This is a genomic window from Acinetobacter cumulans (assembly GCF_003024525.3).
Taxonomy (GTDB): domain Bacteria; phylum Pseudomonadota; class Gammaproteobacteria; order Pseudomonadales; family Moraxellaceae; genus Acinetobacter; species Acinetobacter cumulans.
Genome location: NZ_CP035934.2, coordinates 1,844,338 through 1,862,819, shown reverse-complemented (window position 1 = coordinate 1,862,819; position 18,482 = coordinate 1,844,338). Strand labels below are relative to the sequence as shown.

Here is an 18,482-nt window from a genome sequence, read left to right as displayed (position 1 = left end):
AGGCTTGAAAACCATAAAATTCAAAATGTGTGATATTTCACACAAACTCCGCCTAGTGCGGAGTTTGTTTTTTTTAAGGGTGCTAAGCGATGGAAAAACAAACGGATTAGTAAAAAGCAACTCAGTTCTAAAGGTCAAAATTTATTACACTAAGCTGATCAATACATTGTTGTTGTGATTTTATTTTTGGGGGATTCACTATGGCACTGTTGAGCAAGATTAGTCATGTACTAACAGCAGATATCACAAAAGATTTTAAGCTTAAGAAAAAAGATGTAGAAGTGTCAGAAGAGCAGACATTTGTAGATCAGCTAAAAAAACGTCGTAGTATTTATGATCTAGGTAAACGAGTTCACTTTAGTCAAGCATACATTGCAGAACTTATTCAAGAATCTGTACGCAGTTGCCCATCGGCCTATAATTCGCAAAGTACGCGTATCGTTGTGCTTTTTGGTGAGTCACATCAGCAGTTTTGGGGCATCGTACGAGAAGTTGAGCGCCGTAATGTGCCCATCAGCGTATTTGAGGGTGTTGAAATGAAAATTGCAAAGTGTGCTAATGCTTTTGGTACGGTTTTGTTTTATGAAGATCAAGCAGTAATTCAGCAATTACAGAAAAAAGTTCCATTTAGTGCCAGCGATTTTCCGGTTTGGTCAGAGCAAACATCGGGTATGGCTCAGTTCGCAGTTTGGACTGCATTGGCTGATTTAGGTATAGGTGCATCTTTACAGCACTATAATCCAATGATTGATCAAGCTGTTAATCAGCATTTTGATATTCATTCAGATTGGCTCATGCGGGCGCAACTGGTTTTCGGTTCTATTGAGGGCTCAATTCCAGAAAAAGAAGATCGAGAAGATCACGAAAGTTTCCGTATCTATGCATGAGTTTTTTGTTCGAGCGGTATGTCTATACCGCTTTATCTGTTAAAAATAATTATTAAATAAAAATAAAGCTTTAACCGTGCTTACTTTTACTAAAGTAACTTGGGTGTTCTAAAAATGATACGTAATGTCATAAATTTGGTCATTTCGAATTCATATAAATCCTCTATGATGAGCATATCTAATATTTGCGATACAAAAACAAGAGGGTTCAAAATGTCTTTTCTAGATAAAATTAAACAACGCCGTACTATTTATGCGATTGGTAAAAACCTGTCGGTTGATCAAAAGGCTATTGAAGAGACAATTCAAGAAGCAGTACGCCATAGTCCTTCATCTTTTAACTCACAAACTTCTCGCGTTGTGACCTTATTTGGTGAATCACATACGCAATTTTGGAATATTGTACGCGAGACTTTACGTCAAATCGTTCCAGCTGAAGCATTTGCAGGAACTGATGCAAAAATTAGTAGTTTTGCTGCTGGGTTTGGTACGGCATTATTTTATGAAGACCAAGCGACGGTAAAAGCACTACAAGAGCAATTTGCTTTATATGCCGATAACTTCCCAGTATGGTCAGAGCATTCAACAGCAATTGCACAGTTTGCTGTATGGACAGCATTAGCAGAACAAAACATTGGTGCATCTTTACAACATTACAATCCAATTGTAGATGCAGAGGTTGCTGCTAAATTCAATATTCCTGAATCGTGGAAGCTACGAGCACAATTGGTATTTGGTTCAATTGAAGCACCTGCTGGTGACAAAACATTTATTGATGATTCTGAACGCTTTAAGACATTTAATTAATATTCACAAATCAGATGAATAAAAGTTCAAAGTAGAAAGTTAAATCAATACATTTGCTTTGAATGCTTAACATCATAAAAAGGAGTGCTTATGCACTCTTTTTTATGCGTAGAAAATCATTGTCATAAAGTTGTCATTTATACATTGCATAGTGCATCTAAAATTGAATAGAACAGCAAGAGTATAGACATGGTTTTTAAAATTGTGGCAGGTATTGGCGCATTCGCAATAAGTAGTATCGCTTTTTCAGCAGTCACACTTTCAGTTCCTGAAGAAATTAAGATAGTTGCTATCAATGATCAAGAAATTGGCACTAATTTTTTGCGATCGAATAATAAAATAAAATTAAATGCTGGAACGAATGTAATCGGTGTCCGTTATAGTGGTTACTATCAACATCCAGACAATTCACATGACATTTTAAAATCAGGCGTCGTCACAGTAAAAACACCAGCTTTAACAGATGGTAATAATTACAGCTTGGCATTAATTAATCCTCCACAAGATTTTGACCAAGCAGAAAAATATAAAGATGAACCAATCATTGGTTTATATGACCAAAACAAACAATTATTGGTTCAGCAAGCCGGTGCTAAAGCTAGTAAATCATGGCTGAGTTCGGTATTTTCAGATTCAGATACACTGGATGCAACACAAATACCGCCTCAAGCACATCAACCAGCACCAATTTATACTTCTCAGACTACCCAAGCCACTCTAAATTCAAACGTATCAACACAGACACTTATTCAGAGTTGGCAACATGCAACAAAGCAAGAAAGACAAGCTTTTATGACTTGGCTGGCAGAACAGAGTAATTAAGCGCTATTTCTCGTGGCTTAAAGATAAACAAAGTGATTGAAAGTCGGACTCTTCCGACTTTTTTATTACATGACTGAATAATGAAGATGCCAAGATACAAATAATGTGTTTAATTGTGCTTTAAAAATAGGCATAATTTTTGAAATATACAGTTTTAGGTTGAAAAATAATCGAACAATTCAGTATTTCTAATTAATTTAGAAATAGGGGTTGCGCTTGTTTTAAATCCGTATAGAATACACCACATCAACACGATGAACGAAACGAAATTTTGCGCTAAGTTGTTGAATTTGTTGCTGATGAGGCACAAATAGATCATTAAGAGATTATGAAGAACAACTTGTGTGGATTTTTACTGGTTGATCAATCGAATATATTTTCATTGATAATTGGTAGAAATTTCTCGAAGTTTATTTGAGCAAATATTTGTCAGTAATTGATGAGCCAAGATTGGTACCCTTTAAAGGTACTATTGATTTTAAACTGAAGAGTTTGATCATGGCTCAGATTGAACGCTGGCGGCAGGCTTAACACATGCAAGTCGAGCGGGAATAGGTAGCTTGCTACCGATTTCTAGCGGCGGACGGGTGAGTAATGCTTAGGAATCTGCCTATTAGTGGGGGACAACATTTCGAAAGGGATGCTAATACCGCATACGCCCTACGGGGGAAAGCAGGGGATCTTCGGACCTTGCGCTAATAGATGAGCCTAAGTCAGATTAGCTAGTTGGTGGGGTAAAGGCCTACCAAGGCGACGATCTGTAGCGGGTCTGAGAGGATGATCCGCCACACTGGGACTGAGACACGGCCCAGACTCCTACGGGAGGCAGCAGTGGGGAATATTGGACAATGGGGGGAACCCTGATCCAGCCATGCCGCGTGTGTGAAGAAGGCCTTTTGGTTGTAAAGCACTTTAAGCGAGGAGGAGGCTACTCTAGTTAATACCTAGGGATAGTGGACGTTACTCGCAGAATAAGCACCGGCTAACTCTGTGCCAGCAGCCGCGGTAATACAGAGGGTGCGAGCGTTAATCGGATTTACTGGGCGTAAAGCGTACGTAGGCGGCTTTTTAAGTCGGATGTGAAATCCCTGAGCTTAACTTAGGAATTGCATTCGATACTGGGAAGCTAGAGTATGGGAGAGGATGGTAGAATTCCAGGTGTAGCGGTGAAATGCGTAGAGATCTGGAGGAATACCGATGGCGAAGGCAGCCATCTGGCCTAATACTGACGCTGAGGTACGAAAGCATGGGGAGCAAACAGGATTAGATACCCTGGTAGTCCATGCCGTAAACGATGTCTACTAGCCGTTGGGGCCTTTGAGGCTTTAGTGGCGCAGCTAACGCGATAAGTAGACCGCCTGGGGAGTACGGTCGCAAGACTAAAACTCAAATGAATTGACGGGGGCCCGCACAAGCGGTGGAGCATGTGGTTTAATTCGATGCAACGCGAAGAACCTTACCTGGTCTTGACATAGTAAGAACTTTCCAGAGATGGATTGGTGCCTTCGGGAACTTACATACAGGTGCTGCATGGCTGTCGTCAGCTCGTGTCGTGAGATGTTGGGTTAAGTCCCGCAACGAGCGCAACCCTTTTCCTTATTTGCCAGCGGTTCGGCCGGGAACTTTAAGGATACTGCCAGTGACAAACTGGAGGAAGGCGGGGACGACGTCAAGTCATCATGGCCCTTACGACCAGGGCTACACACGTGCTACAATGGTCGGTACAAAGGGTTGCTACCTCGCGAGAGGATGCTAATCTCAAAAAGCCGATCGTAGTCCGGATTGGAGTCTGCAACTCGACTCCATGAAGTCGGAATCGCTAGTAATCGCGGATCAGAATGCCGCGGTGAATACGTTCCCGGGCCTTGTACACACCGCCCGTCACACCATGGGAGTTTGTTGCACCAGAAGTAGGTAGTCTAACCGTAAGGAGGACGCTTACCACGGTGTGGCCGACGACTGGGGTGAAGTCGTAACAAGGTAGCCGTAGGGGAACCTGCGGCTGGATCACCTCCTTAACGAAAGATTGGCGACTGGTAAGAATCCACAACAAGTTGTTCTTCATGACGATGTATCTGAGGGTCTGTAGCTCAGTTGGTTAGAGCACACGCTTGATAAGCGTGGGGTCACAAGTTCAAGTCTTGTCAGACCCACCAAATCTGACTAACGAAATATTTGAATAAAATATGAGAGCAAACAGAAAACAGAGACATTGACTTAATTGATAAGCTGGGGACTTAGCTTAGTTGGTAGAGCGCCTGCTTTGCACGCAGGAGGTCAGGAGTTCGACTCTCCTAGTCTCCACCATACATCGCAAAGCGATGTATAAAAGACAAGTTAATAAATGAACAGTCAGCTGACTGTTAGTTTAGTCTTTAAGCGATCAAGTGCTTAGGTTATAGAGCTTAGCAACAAACTAGCGTAGAATGCGCTTCATTGTTATTAAGCTCTGTGATTTATCACAGCAACATGACCTGACGAAGGCATGTTAAATCATTAACAGAATATATTTGAGTTGAAATAATTTGTTCATACTCATAACTGACATTAACACTAACAGTGATTTATTACTGTGATGTGAAGATAGAAGCTATGAGTTACTAGCGAAATTAACTGAATCAAGCGTTTTGGTATATGAATCTAATTGAAGCTGTACAGTGCTTAAATGCACAAGACGCCAACTGTATGAGTAAGTCGTAAGACAAACTCTGTTGCTTATCCTACTTGTAAGGATAAACGACTGTTTGGGGTTGTATAGTCAAGTAATTAAGTGCATGTGGTGGATGCCTTGGCAGTCAGAGGCGATGAAAGACGTAATAGCCTGCGATAAGCTTCGGGGAGGCGGCAAATATCCTATGATCCGGAGATTTCTGAATGGGGAAACCCACCTATCGTAAGGTAGGTATCGCAACATGAATACATAGTGTTGCGAGGCAAACGAGGGGAAGTGAAACATCTCAGTACCCTTAGGAAAAGAAATCAATTGAGATTCCCTCAGTAGCGGCGAGCGAACGGGGAACAGCCCATTAAGTCATATAAGTTCTAGTGGAATGCTCTGGGAAGTGCAACCATAGTGGGTGATAGTCCTGTACACGAAAGGGCTTATATGATGATGTCGAGTAGGGCGAGGCACGTGAAACCTTGTCTGAATATGGGGGGACCATCCTCCAAGGCTAAATACTCCTGACTGACCGATAGTGAACCAGTACCGTGAGGGAAAGGCGAAAAGAACCCCTGTGAGGGGAGTGAAATAGATCCTGAAACCGCATGCATACAAGCAGTGGGAGCCGACTTGTTCGGTGACTGCGTACCTTTTGTATAATGGGTCAGCGACTTACATTCAGTAGCAAGGTTAACCGTATAGGGGAGCCGTAGGGAAACCGAGTCTTAATAGGGCGTTTAGTTGCTGGGTGTAGACCCGAAACCAGGTGATCTATCCATGAGCAGGTTGAAGGTTGGGTAACACTAACTGGAGGACCGAACCCACTGTCGTTGAAAAGCCAGGGGATGACTTGTGGATAGGGGTGAAAGGCTAATCAAACTTGGTGATAGCTGGTTCTCCCCGAAAGCTATTTAGGTAGCGCCTCGGACGAATACCATTGGGGGTAGAGCACTGTTTCGGCTAGGGGGTCATCCCGACTTACCAAACCGATGCAAACTCCGAATACCAATGAGTACTATCCGGGAGACAGACTGCGGGTGCTAACGTCCGTAGTCAAGAGGAAAACAATCCAGACCGCCAGCTAAGGCCCCTAAATTATAGTTAAGTGGGAAACGATGTGGGAAGGCATAGACAGCTAGGAGGTTGGCTTAGAAGCAGCCACCCTTTAAAGAAAGCGTAATAGCTCACTAGTCGAGTCGGCCTGCGCGGAAGATGTAACGGGGCTAAAACTATATGCCGAAGCTGCGGATTTGCAATTTATTGCAAGTGGTAGGGGAGCGTTCTGTAAGCCGATGAAGGTGGATTGAGAAGTCTGCTGGAGGTATCAGAAGTGCGAATGCTGACGTGAGTAACGACAAAACGGGTGAAAAACCCGTTCGCTGAAAGACCAAGGGTTCCAGTCCAACGTTAATCGGGGCTGGGTGAGTCGACCCCTAAGGCGAGGCCGAGAGGCGTAGTCGATGGGAAATTGGTTAATATTCCAATACTTCTGTGTAATGCGATGAGAGGACGGAGTAAGTTAAGTCAGCCTGGCGTTGGTTGTCCAGGTGAAAGGATGTAGGCATGTATCTTAGGCAAATCCGGGGTACTCTATGCTGAGATCTGATAGCAAGCTGTACTTGTACAGTGAAGTGGCTGATACTATGCTTCCAGGAAAAGTCTCTAAGCTTCAGTTACACAGGAATCGTACCCGAAACCGACACAGGTGGTCAGGTCGAGTAGACCAAAGCGCTTGAGAGAACTCTGCTGAAGGAACTAGGCAAAATGGTACCGTAACTTCGGGAGAAGGTACGCTGCTGACGGTGATGGAACTTGCTTCCTGAGCTATCGGCAGCCACAGAAACCAGGCCCCTGCAACTGTTTATTAAAAACATAGCACTCTGCAAACACGAAAGTGGACGTATAGGGTGTGATGCCTGCCCGGTGCTGGAAGGTTAATTGATGGGGTTAGCGTAAGCGAAGCTCTTGATCGAAGCCCCAGTAAACGGCGGCCGTAACTATAACGGTCCTAAGGTAGCGAAATTCCTTGTCGGGTAAGTTCCGACCTGCACGAATGGCATAATGATGGGGGCGCTGTCTCCAGCAGAGGCTCAGTGAAATCGAAATCGCCGTGAAGATGCGGTGTACCCGCGGCTAGACGGAAAGACCCCGTGAACCTTTACTGCAGCTTGACATTGAACTTTGATCTTACTTGTGTAGGATAGGTGGGAGGCTTTGAAGCAGCGACGCTAGTTGCTGTGGAGCCAATCTTGAAATACCACCCTGGTAATATTGAGGTTCTAACTCTGCTCCATTATCTGGAGCGAGGACCATGTCTGGTGGGTAGTTTGACTGGGGCGGTCTCCTCCTAAAGAGTAACGGAGGAGTACGAAGGTGCGCTCAGCGTGGTCGGAAATCACGCGTAGAGTATAAAGGCAAAAGCGCGCTTAACTGCGAGACCCACAAGTCGAGCAGGTACGAAAGTAGGTCTTAGTGATCCGGTGGTTCTGTATGGAAGGGCCATCGCTCAACGGATAAAAGGTACTCTGGGGATAACAGGCTGATACCGCCCAAGAGTTCATATCGACGGCGGTGTTTGGCACCTCGATGTCGGCTCATCTCATCCTGGGGCTGAAGCAGGTCCCAAGGGTATGGCTGTTCGCCATTTAAAGAGGTACGCGAGCTGGGTTTAGAACGTCGTGAGACAGTTCGGTCCCTATCTACCGTGGGCGCTGGAAATTTGAGAGGATCTGCTCCTAGTACGAGAGGACCAGAGTGGACGAACCTCTGGTGTACCGGTTGTGACGCCAGTCGCATCGCCGGGTAGCTATGTTCGGAAGGGATAACCGCTGAAAGCATCTAAGCGGGAAGCCTACCTCAAGATAAGATTTCCCTAGGAATTTATTCCTCTAAAGAGCCGTTGAAGACTACGACGTTGATAGGTTGGATGTGGAAGTGCGGTGACGCATGAAGCTGACCAATACTAATTGCTCGTGAGGCTTGACTATACAACACCCAAACAGTTGTTGTACGAACTGCGCAAGCAGTGAGCAGAGATTGATTCATTAAAGACCAAACGGTCTTGAAATACTTGATTCAGCTAACGCTAGAACATACAATTCGACTCAGATATGATCTGTTAATAACTCATTTGACGAAAGTTCGGCATCCAAGTAAGACCAAACGAGTAAGCATCCAAGTTGTGCTGGCGACAATAGCAAGAGTGAACCACCTGATCCCTTCCCGAACTCAGAAGTGAAACCTCTTAGCGCTGATGGTAGTGTGGGGTTACCCATGTGAGAGTAAGTCATCGCCAGCTCATTATTCGAAACACCCCCTGACTAGTGCAGGGGGTGTTTTTTTATGTGTGAAATACTTTAGAAATTAGAAAAATTGGAATTTTATAAATAAAGGATATACAGAAAGAGGGCTTGGAGGATGTGATAAGGCATCACAGAATACCGTTAGGAGATAATGCTGTCATTGTTTACATTACCAACTTTTAAGTCCTGCATTATAGAATGTAGACTCATTATTAAAGCGTGACTATTTAGACTGGTTTTTAAAAAAATAAAATATATCAATAATTAGCTGCAGTGAATTGGTATTCGATGTCATATTATTAAGAGCTTATCTTAGAAGTTAAAATACAACTAAATAAGTACTTGCTGAGCTATTGTCACTATATTATTTTCAATTTAAAGAGTGGTGACATTTATATTTTAATCATTGAAATAAAGAAAATACACCATGAGAGAATCTCTTTTATGATCTTTAATAGGCTATATAAGAGCCTAAACAGCATGAAAAACTATTAATATGGTGAGACGTAAAGTAATTTAAATGGATAAGTAAAAGATTTTTTAATTAACATACTTGGTTACGACCTAAATTTTTTGCTTGATACAACCGATTATCCGCTATTTTAAATATTTCTTGTATGTCTTCATTATCTTCAGGATAGAAAGCAATTCCAATCGATATGGTTACCTTCGGCAGATTGTCGGACTGTAAATTTTCCATTCTTTTACGAAGCCTTTCAGCTGCTTTATAAACAGAGTGAGCTTCAGCACTATGTACCAAAACAACAAACTCCTCACCACCTAAACGACAGCAGACATCATTCTCACGGAAATTTTGCTTAATCTGCTGTGCAAGTGAGATTAAGACAGCATCGCCTTGGTCATGTCCGTATGTATCATTAACCTGTTTAAAATGATCCACATCAATCATTAATAATGCAAACTCGCTATGCATTTTTTTTAATTCATTAATAAATAGATCCATACCACGACGGTTAAATAAACCAGTGAGTGAATCTGTATTGATATGTTGATTCAATTCACTAATCTTATCTTTAAATTTTTTAGAACTAAATAGTAAAGCAGTGCGAAAGCGTAAAACCTCAAAGTACCATGGATTAATTTCGCGAATTTTATCATCCGTTTCTGGCTGATTTAATATACCTGCCATTTGCGCAAGACTATGTAACGGTGAGGAAATATAATAAGTTATCCTCCAAATAATTATAAATATGAGAACATAAAATATAAATATTCCAAATGCGGCTTTGAGTAAAATACTATTGGCTTGTTCTAAAAGCTCTTCTGTAGGTTGCTGTGAAACTACTAGCCAGTTCACACTAGGAATATGAGAAAAACCTGCGAGATTGTCTATACCTTTACTATTTACTAAATGAATTGAGCCATTTTTATACTGTTTCATGTAGTCTAGGCCAGTATTTCCGATAATTTTTTCACCAATTCGTGTAGGATCAGGATGGAAAATAATTCGATTATCTTGATCTACGACATACATATAGCTTCTTTTATAATCATAGGAACCAGATAGAAGCTGATTTATTAAATTTTTGCGTTGTAAATATATTGATCCAGTGATCATACCTTGGTAATTTCGGTTTTGATCAAAAATAGGTTGCGTCATTAAGACAATAAGATTATTGGATATTGCTAGATACGGCGGGGAAATATATGTCTTTTTCAGTTTTAATGATTGTTCTACACCGACAGTTCGGTGACTAACATTCGTATTAAATTTAAAATTATGCGGTTCAAAATGTTTGATGATCGCATTTTGATCTACGACAGAAACGGTATTGAAATTATTGGATTGGTATTTAAGTCGATGTAATTCACTTTTGATAATAGTTTGATTACTAAAGTCATGACGAATAATTTTTGCACTATAATTTAATTCTTGTAGCATGCTTTTTAGGTGTTGATCTGCACTAATTGCAACTTTTGAAGCATATTTTTGATTTGTTAAAAGAGAGTTTTCTATTAATTGTTTTTTAATGACATAGTTGATAATGCAAATTGATGCAATAAATAGACAAGAAACACAGATGATATTTAGGATTAAAATCAGCTTTTGTAAATCTAATTTTAAAAATGCCGCAATCTTCTTTAGCACCCGTCATATCCTATGTTTGAGTTGAGTTATCTTAGTATATTTTTAGTACTTCGGCCAATATTTTATGAAACAGATCACATTTTATTCCATATTCTTTTTGTATTCTGAAGACATAGTGTATTGTAATGTTTTCCACATCAATAGAATCAATACATAGTGTAATGAATTGAGACAATCTATTTAAATGATGAATCATGCCTGCAAAAAAAAATCTAAAAACGATTTATTTGCTTTATTTTGCTAATTAAGTCACATTTAAGATAAATATTGTTTACTGTACATCAATAAGTTGTATGTGCTTTAGATTGATAGAGGTAAATGATATGAATGCTATTATGTGGGATGAAGAAAGTATTTTTCCAGAAAAAATCGAAAATTTTAAGAAATTCTTAAAAAATACCTTAAATTAAATAATTGCACTACTTTACTGGAAAATAAGCCTTTTCATTACGATCCGAACGCGATGAGTTTTTAAATCGAGATATTCAAGAGTATTACCACCTTTGGTCGATGGTCTAACTTATTGAATGACATATTGTAAAATAATGGATTGAAAATATAGCTACTTTACGTCTTAAAATATTAAGTTAAGGTAAATATAAAAAATAGCTAGGATTTGAAAATCAACCGTTTATTATAAAAAGTGGTTACAACTGATGGTGTAAAAATAACAAAACTTTTTGAAGTATTGGGAAGGTTGATGATCCTAATGATTTTGCGGAAATGAAGTTGCTCTTTCTTGCTACAAAAAGTGTGAAAGTTGTATCTTATTTTATAGTAGGTAGAAATAAAATACGGTTACTTGCGGTTGTAATGTATCAAGCAAAGCACGTATACATTCGTTATATCTTTCCCCCATAAAGAATTTGGCAAAGCTAAATTGAATGAGTCTGTATGAATGGGCTTTGTTATATAAAAGTGAAAATAACTAGACCACTTTTATCCAAGTGCTTCAATTTTTTTCAATAACTTATTTGCTCTCGGGACATAACGTGTTGATCTACTAAGGCTTTACATTCTTTATTGCTGGAATGATTAGCTACAAATCTCAATTTAAAAAATTTATCAGCTGTACTTTGTGTGACGGATAAGATTTGTATTGGCTGGATCAAACTGTTCATCAAAGTAAATCTTTGTGCTTGTAACTTGCGGACATTATTTGTGTTGAGCTGTATGCGTATATGAAGGATTTCAGCATCTATGATTGCTCTATGAATATGAATTATCTGGAAGTAGTACAAAAGGTTTACTTGGATAACAATAAATTGTAGGTAGATTTAATTTGTACTGAACATTACTCAGACAAAAAAAATGATAAAAATCACATTTTTCACTTATTATGTTGCTAAGTATAAATACTTTGTTGAGCATAGAAGTGAAAAAATTATTATTAGTTTTGAGCATATTTATGTCCATTCAAGCGTTCGCTGTTAACATGCAGTCGATTCGAGGAAATTTTGGTTTTGTTGAACTTGGTGATAGTTATAGCAAAATGCAAGATGTATTGGGTCATCCTGAATCTTCTTATGAGCATACTATTCGTGATGCGAGAGGACGAGCTCATCCAGCCATCACCTATAAATATAAAGTAGATAATTCTTACTATGCTATTACTGTCGTAGATGGAAATATTTACAAGATTGATTGGGAACGTTAAGACGATTTTTTATTGAAATCCTATTTTAAAAGCAGTCGAATCGATATATTTAAAAATTTTCTATAATTTAGAATCAGTAATTGCATAAAATTGGAACTAAGAGGATAACTTGCAATATGTTGTTGATTAGAATGAAGGGAATCTGCAATTTTTAAATTTAACTCGTACCACACGCTGATAAAGCAAATAACTTCTATCTAGAACTTCCTTATAATGGTTTTTTATACATAAAAACGATAAATTTAGATAAATATAAATACATGATTAATAATGTGTATTTTTCTCTAAAGTATACAAATTTTGAAATAATTTAATTAAAATAAATTTGTATACTGATTTGTATACCTGTTATCTCCTAAAACCGCCTTTTAGATGCAATGCAATACAACTCTAAAAAGTTAATAACTTGTTGTAAATACTAAGGAATATAGCTTAATGCTTAGCATTCCAATCCAGTCCAAACTAGGTGGATTCTACTTTTTCTACTATGCCATTGTTGGTACATTTATGCCATTTTGGAATCTTTATTTAGAAGACCAAGGGTTTAATTATCAACAAATTGGGTTGCTTTCATCCATTGCAATTATTACACGTTTTTTTGCGCCTTTTATTTGGGGGTGGATTGCAGACAAATCAGGAAAGCGTATGTTGCTGGTACGTATAGCAACATGGATGGAGTGTTGTATATGGTTACTGATTTTTATTATTCCTAATAGTTTTCAATCAATTGCATTACTTATGCTGATATTTAGTTTTTTTCAAAATGCGATATTGGCACAATTTGAAGGTGTGACCTTATTTTGGTTAGCAGAAAAAAGAGCACAATTATACGGTAAGGTCCGTAAATGGGGTTCTATAGGATTTATTATTGGGGTGTTTGGCATTGGAGCGTTGCTCGAAATAGTCCCAATATCAATGTTACCGATTATGTTGTTATGTATTGCCTCTTTGGCTTTTCTTTGGTCATTTACAATACGTGAACCAGCTACAGCACCTACATCGCAAAAAATACTAGAACCACTATGGCCCATTTTAAAACGTCCCGTGGTGGCAAGTTTTTTTGTCATAGAACTGATTATGCTATTTTCACATGCACCGTTTTATAGTTTTTATAGTAATTACTTAAAGCAAGCCAATTATAGTACAACAGAAATAGGCTTTTTGTGGTCAGTGGGAGTTATCGCAGAAATAATCATGTTTGCATATGCCAATGTATTTTTTACGCGCTTTTCATGGCGGATGTTGGTGGCAATCTGTTTAATTTTAACCAGCTTACGTTGGATAATGGCTGGACTTTTCCCTGACTTATTTGCAGTACAATTCTTTGCTCAATGCATTCATGCTTTTAGCTTTGGTTTATTTCATCTCATTGCAATGCGGATTATCTTCCAAAATTTTTCGGCGGGACAACAAGGTCGTGGGCAAGCCCTTTATAGTACGATGTGGGGACTTGGCGTGGCTATTGGTAGTATTTTAGCTGGGCATTATTGGGAAATATATACAGGGCAAGTAATGTTTGTTGTGGCAGGTATTGTGGTTCTATGTGGTTTATTCTTTGTAAAAGGCTTACCTAAAGCGGTGAATCTTAGCCATTAAGAAAAAGTTTGAGATCTAAAATGCACGATATTATTGCTTCTTTTAGCAGCTCATTATTACCTTGTTACGACCTTGCTCCTTTGCTTGGTAAAGTGCAAAATCGGCTTTATTAATTAGATTTTGAATTGTTTCGGGTGATGTGGCTGCATATTGCGTCATGCCTATACTCACGGTAATTGGAATATCTGCTTGGCCATGAATTTGTATTGGTGAAGTTTCGATAATATTTCGCAATCTTTCCGAAATACGCAGAGCTTCATTGTGTTGAATGTTTTCTAAAAGAATAACGAATTCTTCACCACCTAGTCGTGCAAACAAATCTTTATCGCGTAAATGTTGACGAATCTGTTCGGAAAACTGCTGTAAAACTTGATCCCCAGCATAATGGCCGTATTGATCATTAATTTTCTTAAAATGATCAATATCTAACATGAGTAGCGTAAAACTACGTTTAGGGTGAAGTGTTAAGAGCTCTTCACTGAGTTGGAAGAAGTAACGGCGGTTCATGGCTTGGGTTAAGCTATCGTAATTTGCAAAATAGAGAACTTTTTTATATAAGTGATGTCTATTTTCACTAATGATACACAGCAGTAAGGGTGCGAGACTGAGCATACACAAACCAATCCGCACTGACATGGACGTACTGAGATAAATCTCAGGGGATACAGCGACATAAAACTGGTTGAGACTGTGGTAGGTTGCAAGTAAGGCTAAAAAGTTAATAACAGTGACAGTAAAGAGTCGATAGCTAAGTGCAACCCAAATTAATGCAGCTAAAGGATAGAGTAAAGCACCAGGTCCAGAAAATAGATAAGTTAGGGCCACACAAAAAATAACAGCAATTGCCGGAAAAGCTTTTTGAATGGGGTAGGTTTTACTACGACGATTATGAATAATTTTTTTGAATTCGTTATAGGTTGGGAATGCCAATACCAAAGGTAAAATTAAAATACAGTTCAACATTTCTCCTGTCCACCACATACTAAAATCGACCAGTAGGCGGTCTGTAGACATGAATGTATTGGGGACAAACGGAACGGTAAAAATAGCAAAGACAGCACTCGCTAAACATCCACCAAAAGTACAAATGCTAAACAAGCCTAAAAAAGTTAGACCTTGATGATATTTTCTATAGTTAATTTGGAAAAATTGTATAAAAAACAATGAAACGGCTGTATTAATTAAATTTGCGAAAGTTAAAATAGTGGTCAGTTGTAGAAAGTTACCCGTGAGTAAGTCTGCAAGCATGTAGCCATAAAAAGCACCTAGCCAGCCACTGCTTGTATTTAAATTTGGATAGCGTAGAAAAATAGCGAGCAAGACAGCATTGGCTGGCCAAAAGAAAGCGAGAAAAGAAAGTGGTCGAGAAGCAATACCAACGAGACAGCTGATCAAGATAATCAGGGCAACGCCCAAAAAAACACTACTTTGTATGATATTCGGTGAGGCTGTACGCATAAATGGATTGACTTCCCTTATATAGCCTAAGTAATACGGTATTTATTGAAGCATTTTACTAAATTAATTATAAATGCACGAGTTGTCTCCGATGAAGCTCATTGTGTGAATACCATAAATATAAGGCATTAAATATGATAACGGGCATTGTTGAATATATTGGTGAAATGATTGTTATAAATTGGTGATTATTGGTGGTTTTTTAAAAAAATGTGTTAATTTAGCACACATGGATAATATGACTGAATAAACGTATGAAAAAGACATCTTTAACCATTTTACTAATGTTATGTGCTGGTGTAGCTTCTGCTTCAGATAATAAAAAAAATGATCAAAATCAAAATGTCACGCCACAGCAAAATGTAGCTAATTCATTTAGGGTGATTACTCGCCCTGAAATTGTGGGTCTATGGGGAATGGAAATTCCAAATAATCGCAAGTGCATCGAATATTATAATTTCAAAAGCGATAATGATGTCATTATTAAAAGCGGTGAGGAGTGGTCATCTGGTATTTACGATTACCAACCTTCAGCACAACCAGACGAACAATTGCCTGCTTTAGTGTTGCAAGTAAAATTTGATAACAACCAAAAAGATTGTTCAGGCCAGCAAGTCGATCAAACTGGAGAAATTTCACAGTATTTTGTGAAATGGAAAAATCCAAGCACAATTAATTTCTGTAGTAATGATCAAGCTGAAAAATGTTTTGCAACTTTATATCGTGTATTGCCATAAGTGATTTAAAGCCAATAAAAAACCGCTCAATTGAGCGGTTTTTTATTTACTGTTGTTTATTCTTTTTCAGAATGACCTTCAACTTGTTTCAACATGTGCTTTTCTAAGTAATGGATGTCCATTGCTTTTTGGCAGAAGTTTTCGTCTTGTAAGATTAAATCTTTATGTAAAGGAATATTGGTTTTAATTCCTGTCAAAATGATTTCGTCCAAAGCTTGCTTCATGCGTGCAATACAAGTTTCACGGTCTTTGCCATGAGCAATCAGTTTTGCAATCATAGAGTCGTAGTAAGGCGGAATACTATAACCTTGATAGATATGAGAATCTAAACGAATGCCTGCACCACCTGGTGCATAGAAATGCTCAATTTTACCCGGTGAAGGCATAAAGGTTGTTGGATCTTCAGCATTAATACGGCATTCCATGGCATGACCCTTGCACTCGACATCTTCTTGTTCGATGTTAAGTCCGAGGCCTGCAGCAATGCGTAATTGTTGCTCAATAATATCGATACCTGTCACCATTTCAGTGACAGGGTGCTCTACCTGTACGCGTGTATTCATTTCAATAAAGAAGAATTCATCTTCTTCAAATAAGAACTCAAACGTACCTGCGCCACGGTATTGCATCATTTTACACGCATTCACACATGCTTCTAAAATTTCTGCGCGTGCTTGTTCTGGTAAGCCCGGTGCTGGTGCTTCTTCAAGTACTTTTTGATGGCGGCGCTGTAAAGAGCAGTCACGGTCATACAGATGAATTGCATGGCCATTACCATCTGCTAACACTTGTACTTCTACATGGCGAGGTTTTTGTAAAAAACGTTCCATATAGACTGTATCATCGCCAAACCACATTTCAGCATCACGTTGTGCAGCTTGTACAGATTCGAGCAGGGTATCTACACGTTCTACAATACGCATACCACGACCACCACCACCAGAGGCAGCTTTTACGATCAATGGGAAGCCAATTTCTTTGGCTTCAGCTAAGGCATTGTTTGGTGTAACTGCATGCGCAGAACCAGGTACAGTAGGCACACCAGCTTTACGCATTGCCATAATGGCAGAAACCTTGTTCCCCATTAGGCGAATATGTTCTGGGCGTGGGCCAATAAAGATAAAACCTGAGCTTTCTACAATTTCTGCGAATTCAGCATTTTCAGATAAAAAACCATATCCAGGGTGGATTGCATCAGCACCTGTAATTTCAGCCGCTGTAATAATGGCTGGAATATTTAGATAGCTTTCACTGCTCGCACCTGGACCAATGCAGACTGCTTCATCACAAAAGCGTAAATGCATGAGGTCTTTATCTGCATCGGAATAAATCCCTACGGTTTTAATTCCTAAAGTTTTGCAGGCCCGTGTAATGCGTAGTGCAATTTCACCACGGTTTGCAATTAAAACTTTTTGCAACATTATTTTTCCCCGAGGTTTTAGGCGCGGTAGCGGAAAAGTGGTTGACCAAATTGAATCACTTCGCCATTTTTCACTAGAATTTCTTCAATCACACCACTTTGAGTTGCCTCAATTGGGTTCATGATTTTCATTGCTTCAATAATACCCAGTGTTTCACCTGCAGACACAGTTTGACCAACTTTTACAAATGGTGCTTCGCCCGGATTTGGTGCTGCATAGAACACACCAACCATTGGTGAAGTTTCAACAGCACCACGAGGTGATTTTGCTGCTGGTGTAGGTGCAGCAGGAGCAGGCATTGCTGGAACAGCTGCTGCTACAACTGGATTTCGACGTGTGAGAGCGATAGATTGATCGCCTTCTTTCACTTCGATTGCCTGTAAGTCAGATTCAATCATCAGGTCGATGAGTTTCTTGATTTTACGGATATCCATGAGACAGTATTCCTAAATTAAGATTGCAAAGTTGGTTGAATTTTGTCGATAGCAAAGTCAAGCGCTGACGCGTAGCCTTTTGCACCTAATCCGCAGATAACACCTACGGCTTTATCAGATAAATATGAATGATGGCGGAAAGCTTCACGTGCATGTACATTAGATAAATGTACTTCGATGAATGGAATTGCTACGCCAAGAAGTGCATCACGCACCGCAACCGATGTATGTGTTAAGGCTGCTGGATTGATAATGATAAATTGAACGCCGTCTTGTTGTGCTTGATGGATTCGGTCCACTACAGCACCTTCCCAATTGCTTTGGAAAGTTTGCAGAGAAATAGAGGCTTTTTGTGCTTGTTCGGTGAGTTGCTGGTTTATATCCTCAAGTGTGAGGTGTCCATAAACTTCTGGTTCGCGCTTTCCTAGCAAATTAAGATTCGGTCCGTGAATGACCAAAATGGTCGAACTCATTCAGCATGCTCCAATTAAAAAATTGCAAAATTACTTTGCAAGATATCTGCAAAGTTTGCGTATTATGGCACATTTTTCCATATTTTATTTATAAATTCTTTGAATTGACATGAATC

At 39.3% G+C, this 18,482-nt stretch carries 12 protein-coding genes, 2 tRNA genes and 3 rRNA genes; 12 read left to right on the top strand and 5 right to left on the bottom strand.

What is annotated here, in order from left to right; all coding sequences use genetic code 11:
• The first annotated feature begins 200 nt into the window (after positions 1-200).
• The 8 genes from C9E88_RS08825 to rrf all read left to right on the top strand — a co-directional run bounded on the left by C9E88_RS08825 (position 201) and on the right by rrf (position 8,476).
• Positions 201-887: a nitroreductase family protein gene (locus C9E88_RS08825; protein ID WP_106986689.1), complete on the top strand. Its 687-nt coding sequence runs from the start codon at positions 201-203 to the stop codon at positions 885-887.
• 213 nt (positions 888-1,100) lie between these two features.
• Positions 1,101-1,694 carry a nitroreductase family protein gene (locus C9E88_RS08820; protein WP_106986690.1) on the top strand — a complete coding sequence of 198 codons (594 nt, stop codon included), beginning with the start codon at positions 1,101-1,103 and terminating at the stop codon, positions 1,692-1,694.
• Positions 1,695-1,883: 189 nt separating this feature from the next.
• On the top strand, positions 1,884-2,516 hold the full coding sequence (locus C9E88_RS08815; protein ID WP_106986691.1) for a DUF2057 family protein: 633 nt from the start codon (positions 1,884-1,886) through the stop codon (positions 2,514-2,516).
• Positions 2,517-2,996: 480 nt separating this feature from the next.
• A 16S ribosomal RNA gene (locus C9E88_RS08810) occupies positions 2,997-4,534 on the top strand.
• Positions 4,535-4,595: 61 nt separating this feature from the next.
• Positions 4,596-4,672, top strand: a tRNA-Ile gene (locus C9E88_RS08805).
• A gap of 75 nt (positions 4,673-4,747) precedes the next feature.
• Positions 4,748-4,823, top strand: a tRNA-Ala gene (locus tag C9E88_RS08800).
• Between the two features lie 449 nt (positions 4,824-5,272).
• Positions 5,273-8,165: ribosomal RNA gene (locus tag C9E88_RS08795) — 23S ribosomal RNA — on the top strand.
• 196 nt (positions 8,166-8,361) lie between these two features.
• Positions 8,362-8,476 (top strand): 5S ribosomal RNA (gene rrf / locus C9E88_RS08790).
• Together the 16S, 23S and 5S rRNA genes with 2 tRNA genes alongside form the textbook arrangement of a ribosomal RNA operon.
• Positions 8,477-9,024: 548 nt before the next feature.
• On the opposite strand, the gene C9E88_RS08785 is transcribed toward rrf, so the two are convergent.
• Positions 9,025-10,590 (bottom strand): sensor domain-containing diguanylate cyclase, encoded by a 1,566-nt coding sequence (locus C9E88_RS08785; RefSeq protein ID WP_106986347.1) that lies wholly within the window; start codon positions 10,588-10,590, stop codon positions 9,025-9,027.
• Positions 10,591-11,313: 723 nt separating this feature from the next.
• On the opposite strand from C9E88_RS08785, the gene C9E88_RS17995 reads away from it, so the two are divergent.
• The 3 genes from C9E88_RS17995 to C9E88_RS08770 all read left to right on the top strand — a co-directional run bounded on the left by C9E88_RS17995 (position 11,314) and on the right by C9E88_RS08770 (position 13,843).
• Positions 11,314-11,451 carry a type II toxin-antitoxin system HigB family toxin gene (locus tag C9E88_RS17995; protein WP_106986346.1) on the top strand — a complete coding sequence of 46 codons (138 nt, stop codon included), beginning with the start codon at positions 11,314-11,316 and terminating at the stop codon, positions 11,449-11,451.
• 514 nt (positions 11,452-11,965) lie between these two features.
• Positions 11,966-12,247 carry a hypothetical protein gene (locus C9E88_RS08775; protein ID WP_106986345.1) on the top strand — a complete coding sequence of 94 codons (282 nt, stop codon included), beginning with the start codon at positions 11,966-11,968 and terminating at the stop codon, positions 12,245-12,247.
• 435 nt (positions 12,248-12,682) lie between these two features.
• Positions 12,683-13,843, top strand: coding sequence for an MFS transporter (locus C9E88_RS08770; protein WP_106986344.1), 1,161 nt, complete (start codon positions 12,683-12,685; stop codon positions 13,841-13,843).
• A 42-nt stretch (positions 13,844-13,885) separates the two neighbouring features.
• On the opposite strand, the gene C9E88_RS08765 is transcribed toward C9E88_RS08770, so the two are convergent.
• A complete protein-coding gene (locus tag C9E88_RS08765) occupies positions 13,886-15,301 on the bottom strand; it encodes a GGDEF domain-containing protein (protein ID WP_106986343.1) in 1,416 nt (471 codons plus the stop codon).
• A gap of 254 nt (positions 15,302-15,555) precedes the next feature.
• Between C9E88_RS08765 and C9E88_RS08760 the strand changes: the two genes are divergently transcribed.
• Positions 15,556-16,038 (top strand): hypothetical protein, encoded by a 483-nt coding sequence (locus C9E88_RS08760; protein ID WP_106986342.1) that lies wholly within the window; start codon positions 15,556-15,558, stop codon positions 16,036-16,038.
• Positions 16,039-16,094: 56 nt separating this feature from the next.
• On the opposite strand, the gene accC is transcribed toward C9E88_RS08760, so the two are convergent.
• From accC to aroQ, 3 genes are read right to left on the bottom strand one after another with little or no spacing between them, the layout of a single operon-like run.
• Positions 16,095-17,459, bottom strand: coding sequence for an acetyl-CoA carboxylase biotin carboxylase subunit (gene accC, locus C9E88_RS08755; RefSeq protein WP_106986341.1), 1,365 nt, complete (start codon positions 17,457-17,459; stop codon positions 16,095-16,097).
• Positions 17,460-17,476: 17 nt separating this feature from the next.
• Entirely contained in the window at positions 17,477-17,893 is a 417-nt protein-coding gene (locus tag C9E88_RS08750; RefSeq protein WP_106986340.1) for an acetyl-CoA carboxylase biotin carboxyl carrier protein, read from the bottom strand.
• 17 nt (positions 17,894-17,910) lie between these two features.
• On the bottom strand, positions 17,911-18,366 hold the full coding sequence (gene aroQ / locus C9E88_RS08745) for a type II 3-dehydroquinate dehydratase (protein WP_106986339.1): 456 nt from the start codon (positions 18,364-18,366) through the stop codon (positions 17,911-17,913).
• Positions 18,367-18,482 lie beyond the last annotated feature (116 nt).

Coding starts and splice junctions, on each gene's coding strand:
- C9E88_RS08815 (WP_106986691.1), top strand. CDS start 1,884: ATGGTTTTTAAAATTGTGGCAGGTATTGGCGCATTCGCAATAAGTAGT.
- C9E88_RS08820 (WP_106986690.1), top strand. CDS start 1,101: ATGTCTTTTCTAGATAAAATTAAACAACGCCGTACTATTTATGCGATT.
- C9E88_RS08760 (WP_106986342.1), top strand. CDS start 15,556: ATGAAAAAGACATCTTTAACCATTTTACTAATGTTATGTGCTGGTGTA.
- accC (WP_106986341.1), bottom strand. CDS start 17,459: ATGTTGCAAAAAGTTTTAATTGCAAACCGTGGTGAAATTGCACTACGC.
- C9E88_RS08825 (WP_106986689.1), top strand. CDS start 201: ATGGCACTGTTGAGCAAGATTAGTCATGTACTAACAGCAGATATCACA.
- C9E88_RS17995 (WP_106986346.1), top strand. CDS start 11,314: ATGAAGTTGCTCTTTCTTGCTACAAAAAGTGTGAAAGTTGTATCTTAT.
- C9E88_RS08750 (WP_106986340.1), bottom strand. CDS start 17,893: ATGGATATCCGTAAAATCAAGAAACTCATCGACCTGATGATTGAATCT.
- C9E88_RS08765 (WP_106986343.1), bottom strand. CDS start 15,301: ATGCGTACAGCCTCACCGAATATCATACAAAGTAGTGTTTTTTTGGGC.
- C9E88_RS08770 (WP_106986344.1), top strand. CDS start 12,683: ATGCTTAGCATTCCAATCCAGTCCAAACTAGGTGGATTCTACTTTTTC.
- aroQ (WP_106986339.1), bottom strand. CDS start 18,366: ATGAGTTCGACCATTTTGGTCATTCACGGACCGAATCTTAATTTGCTA.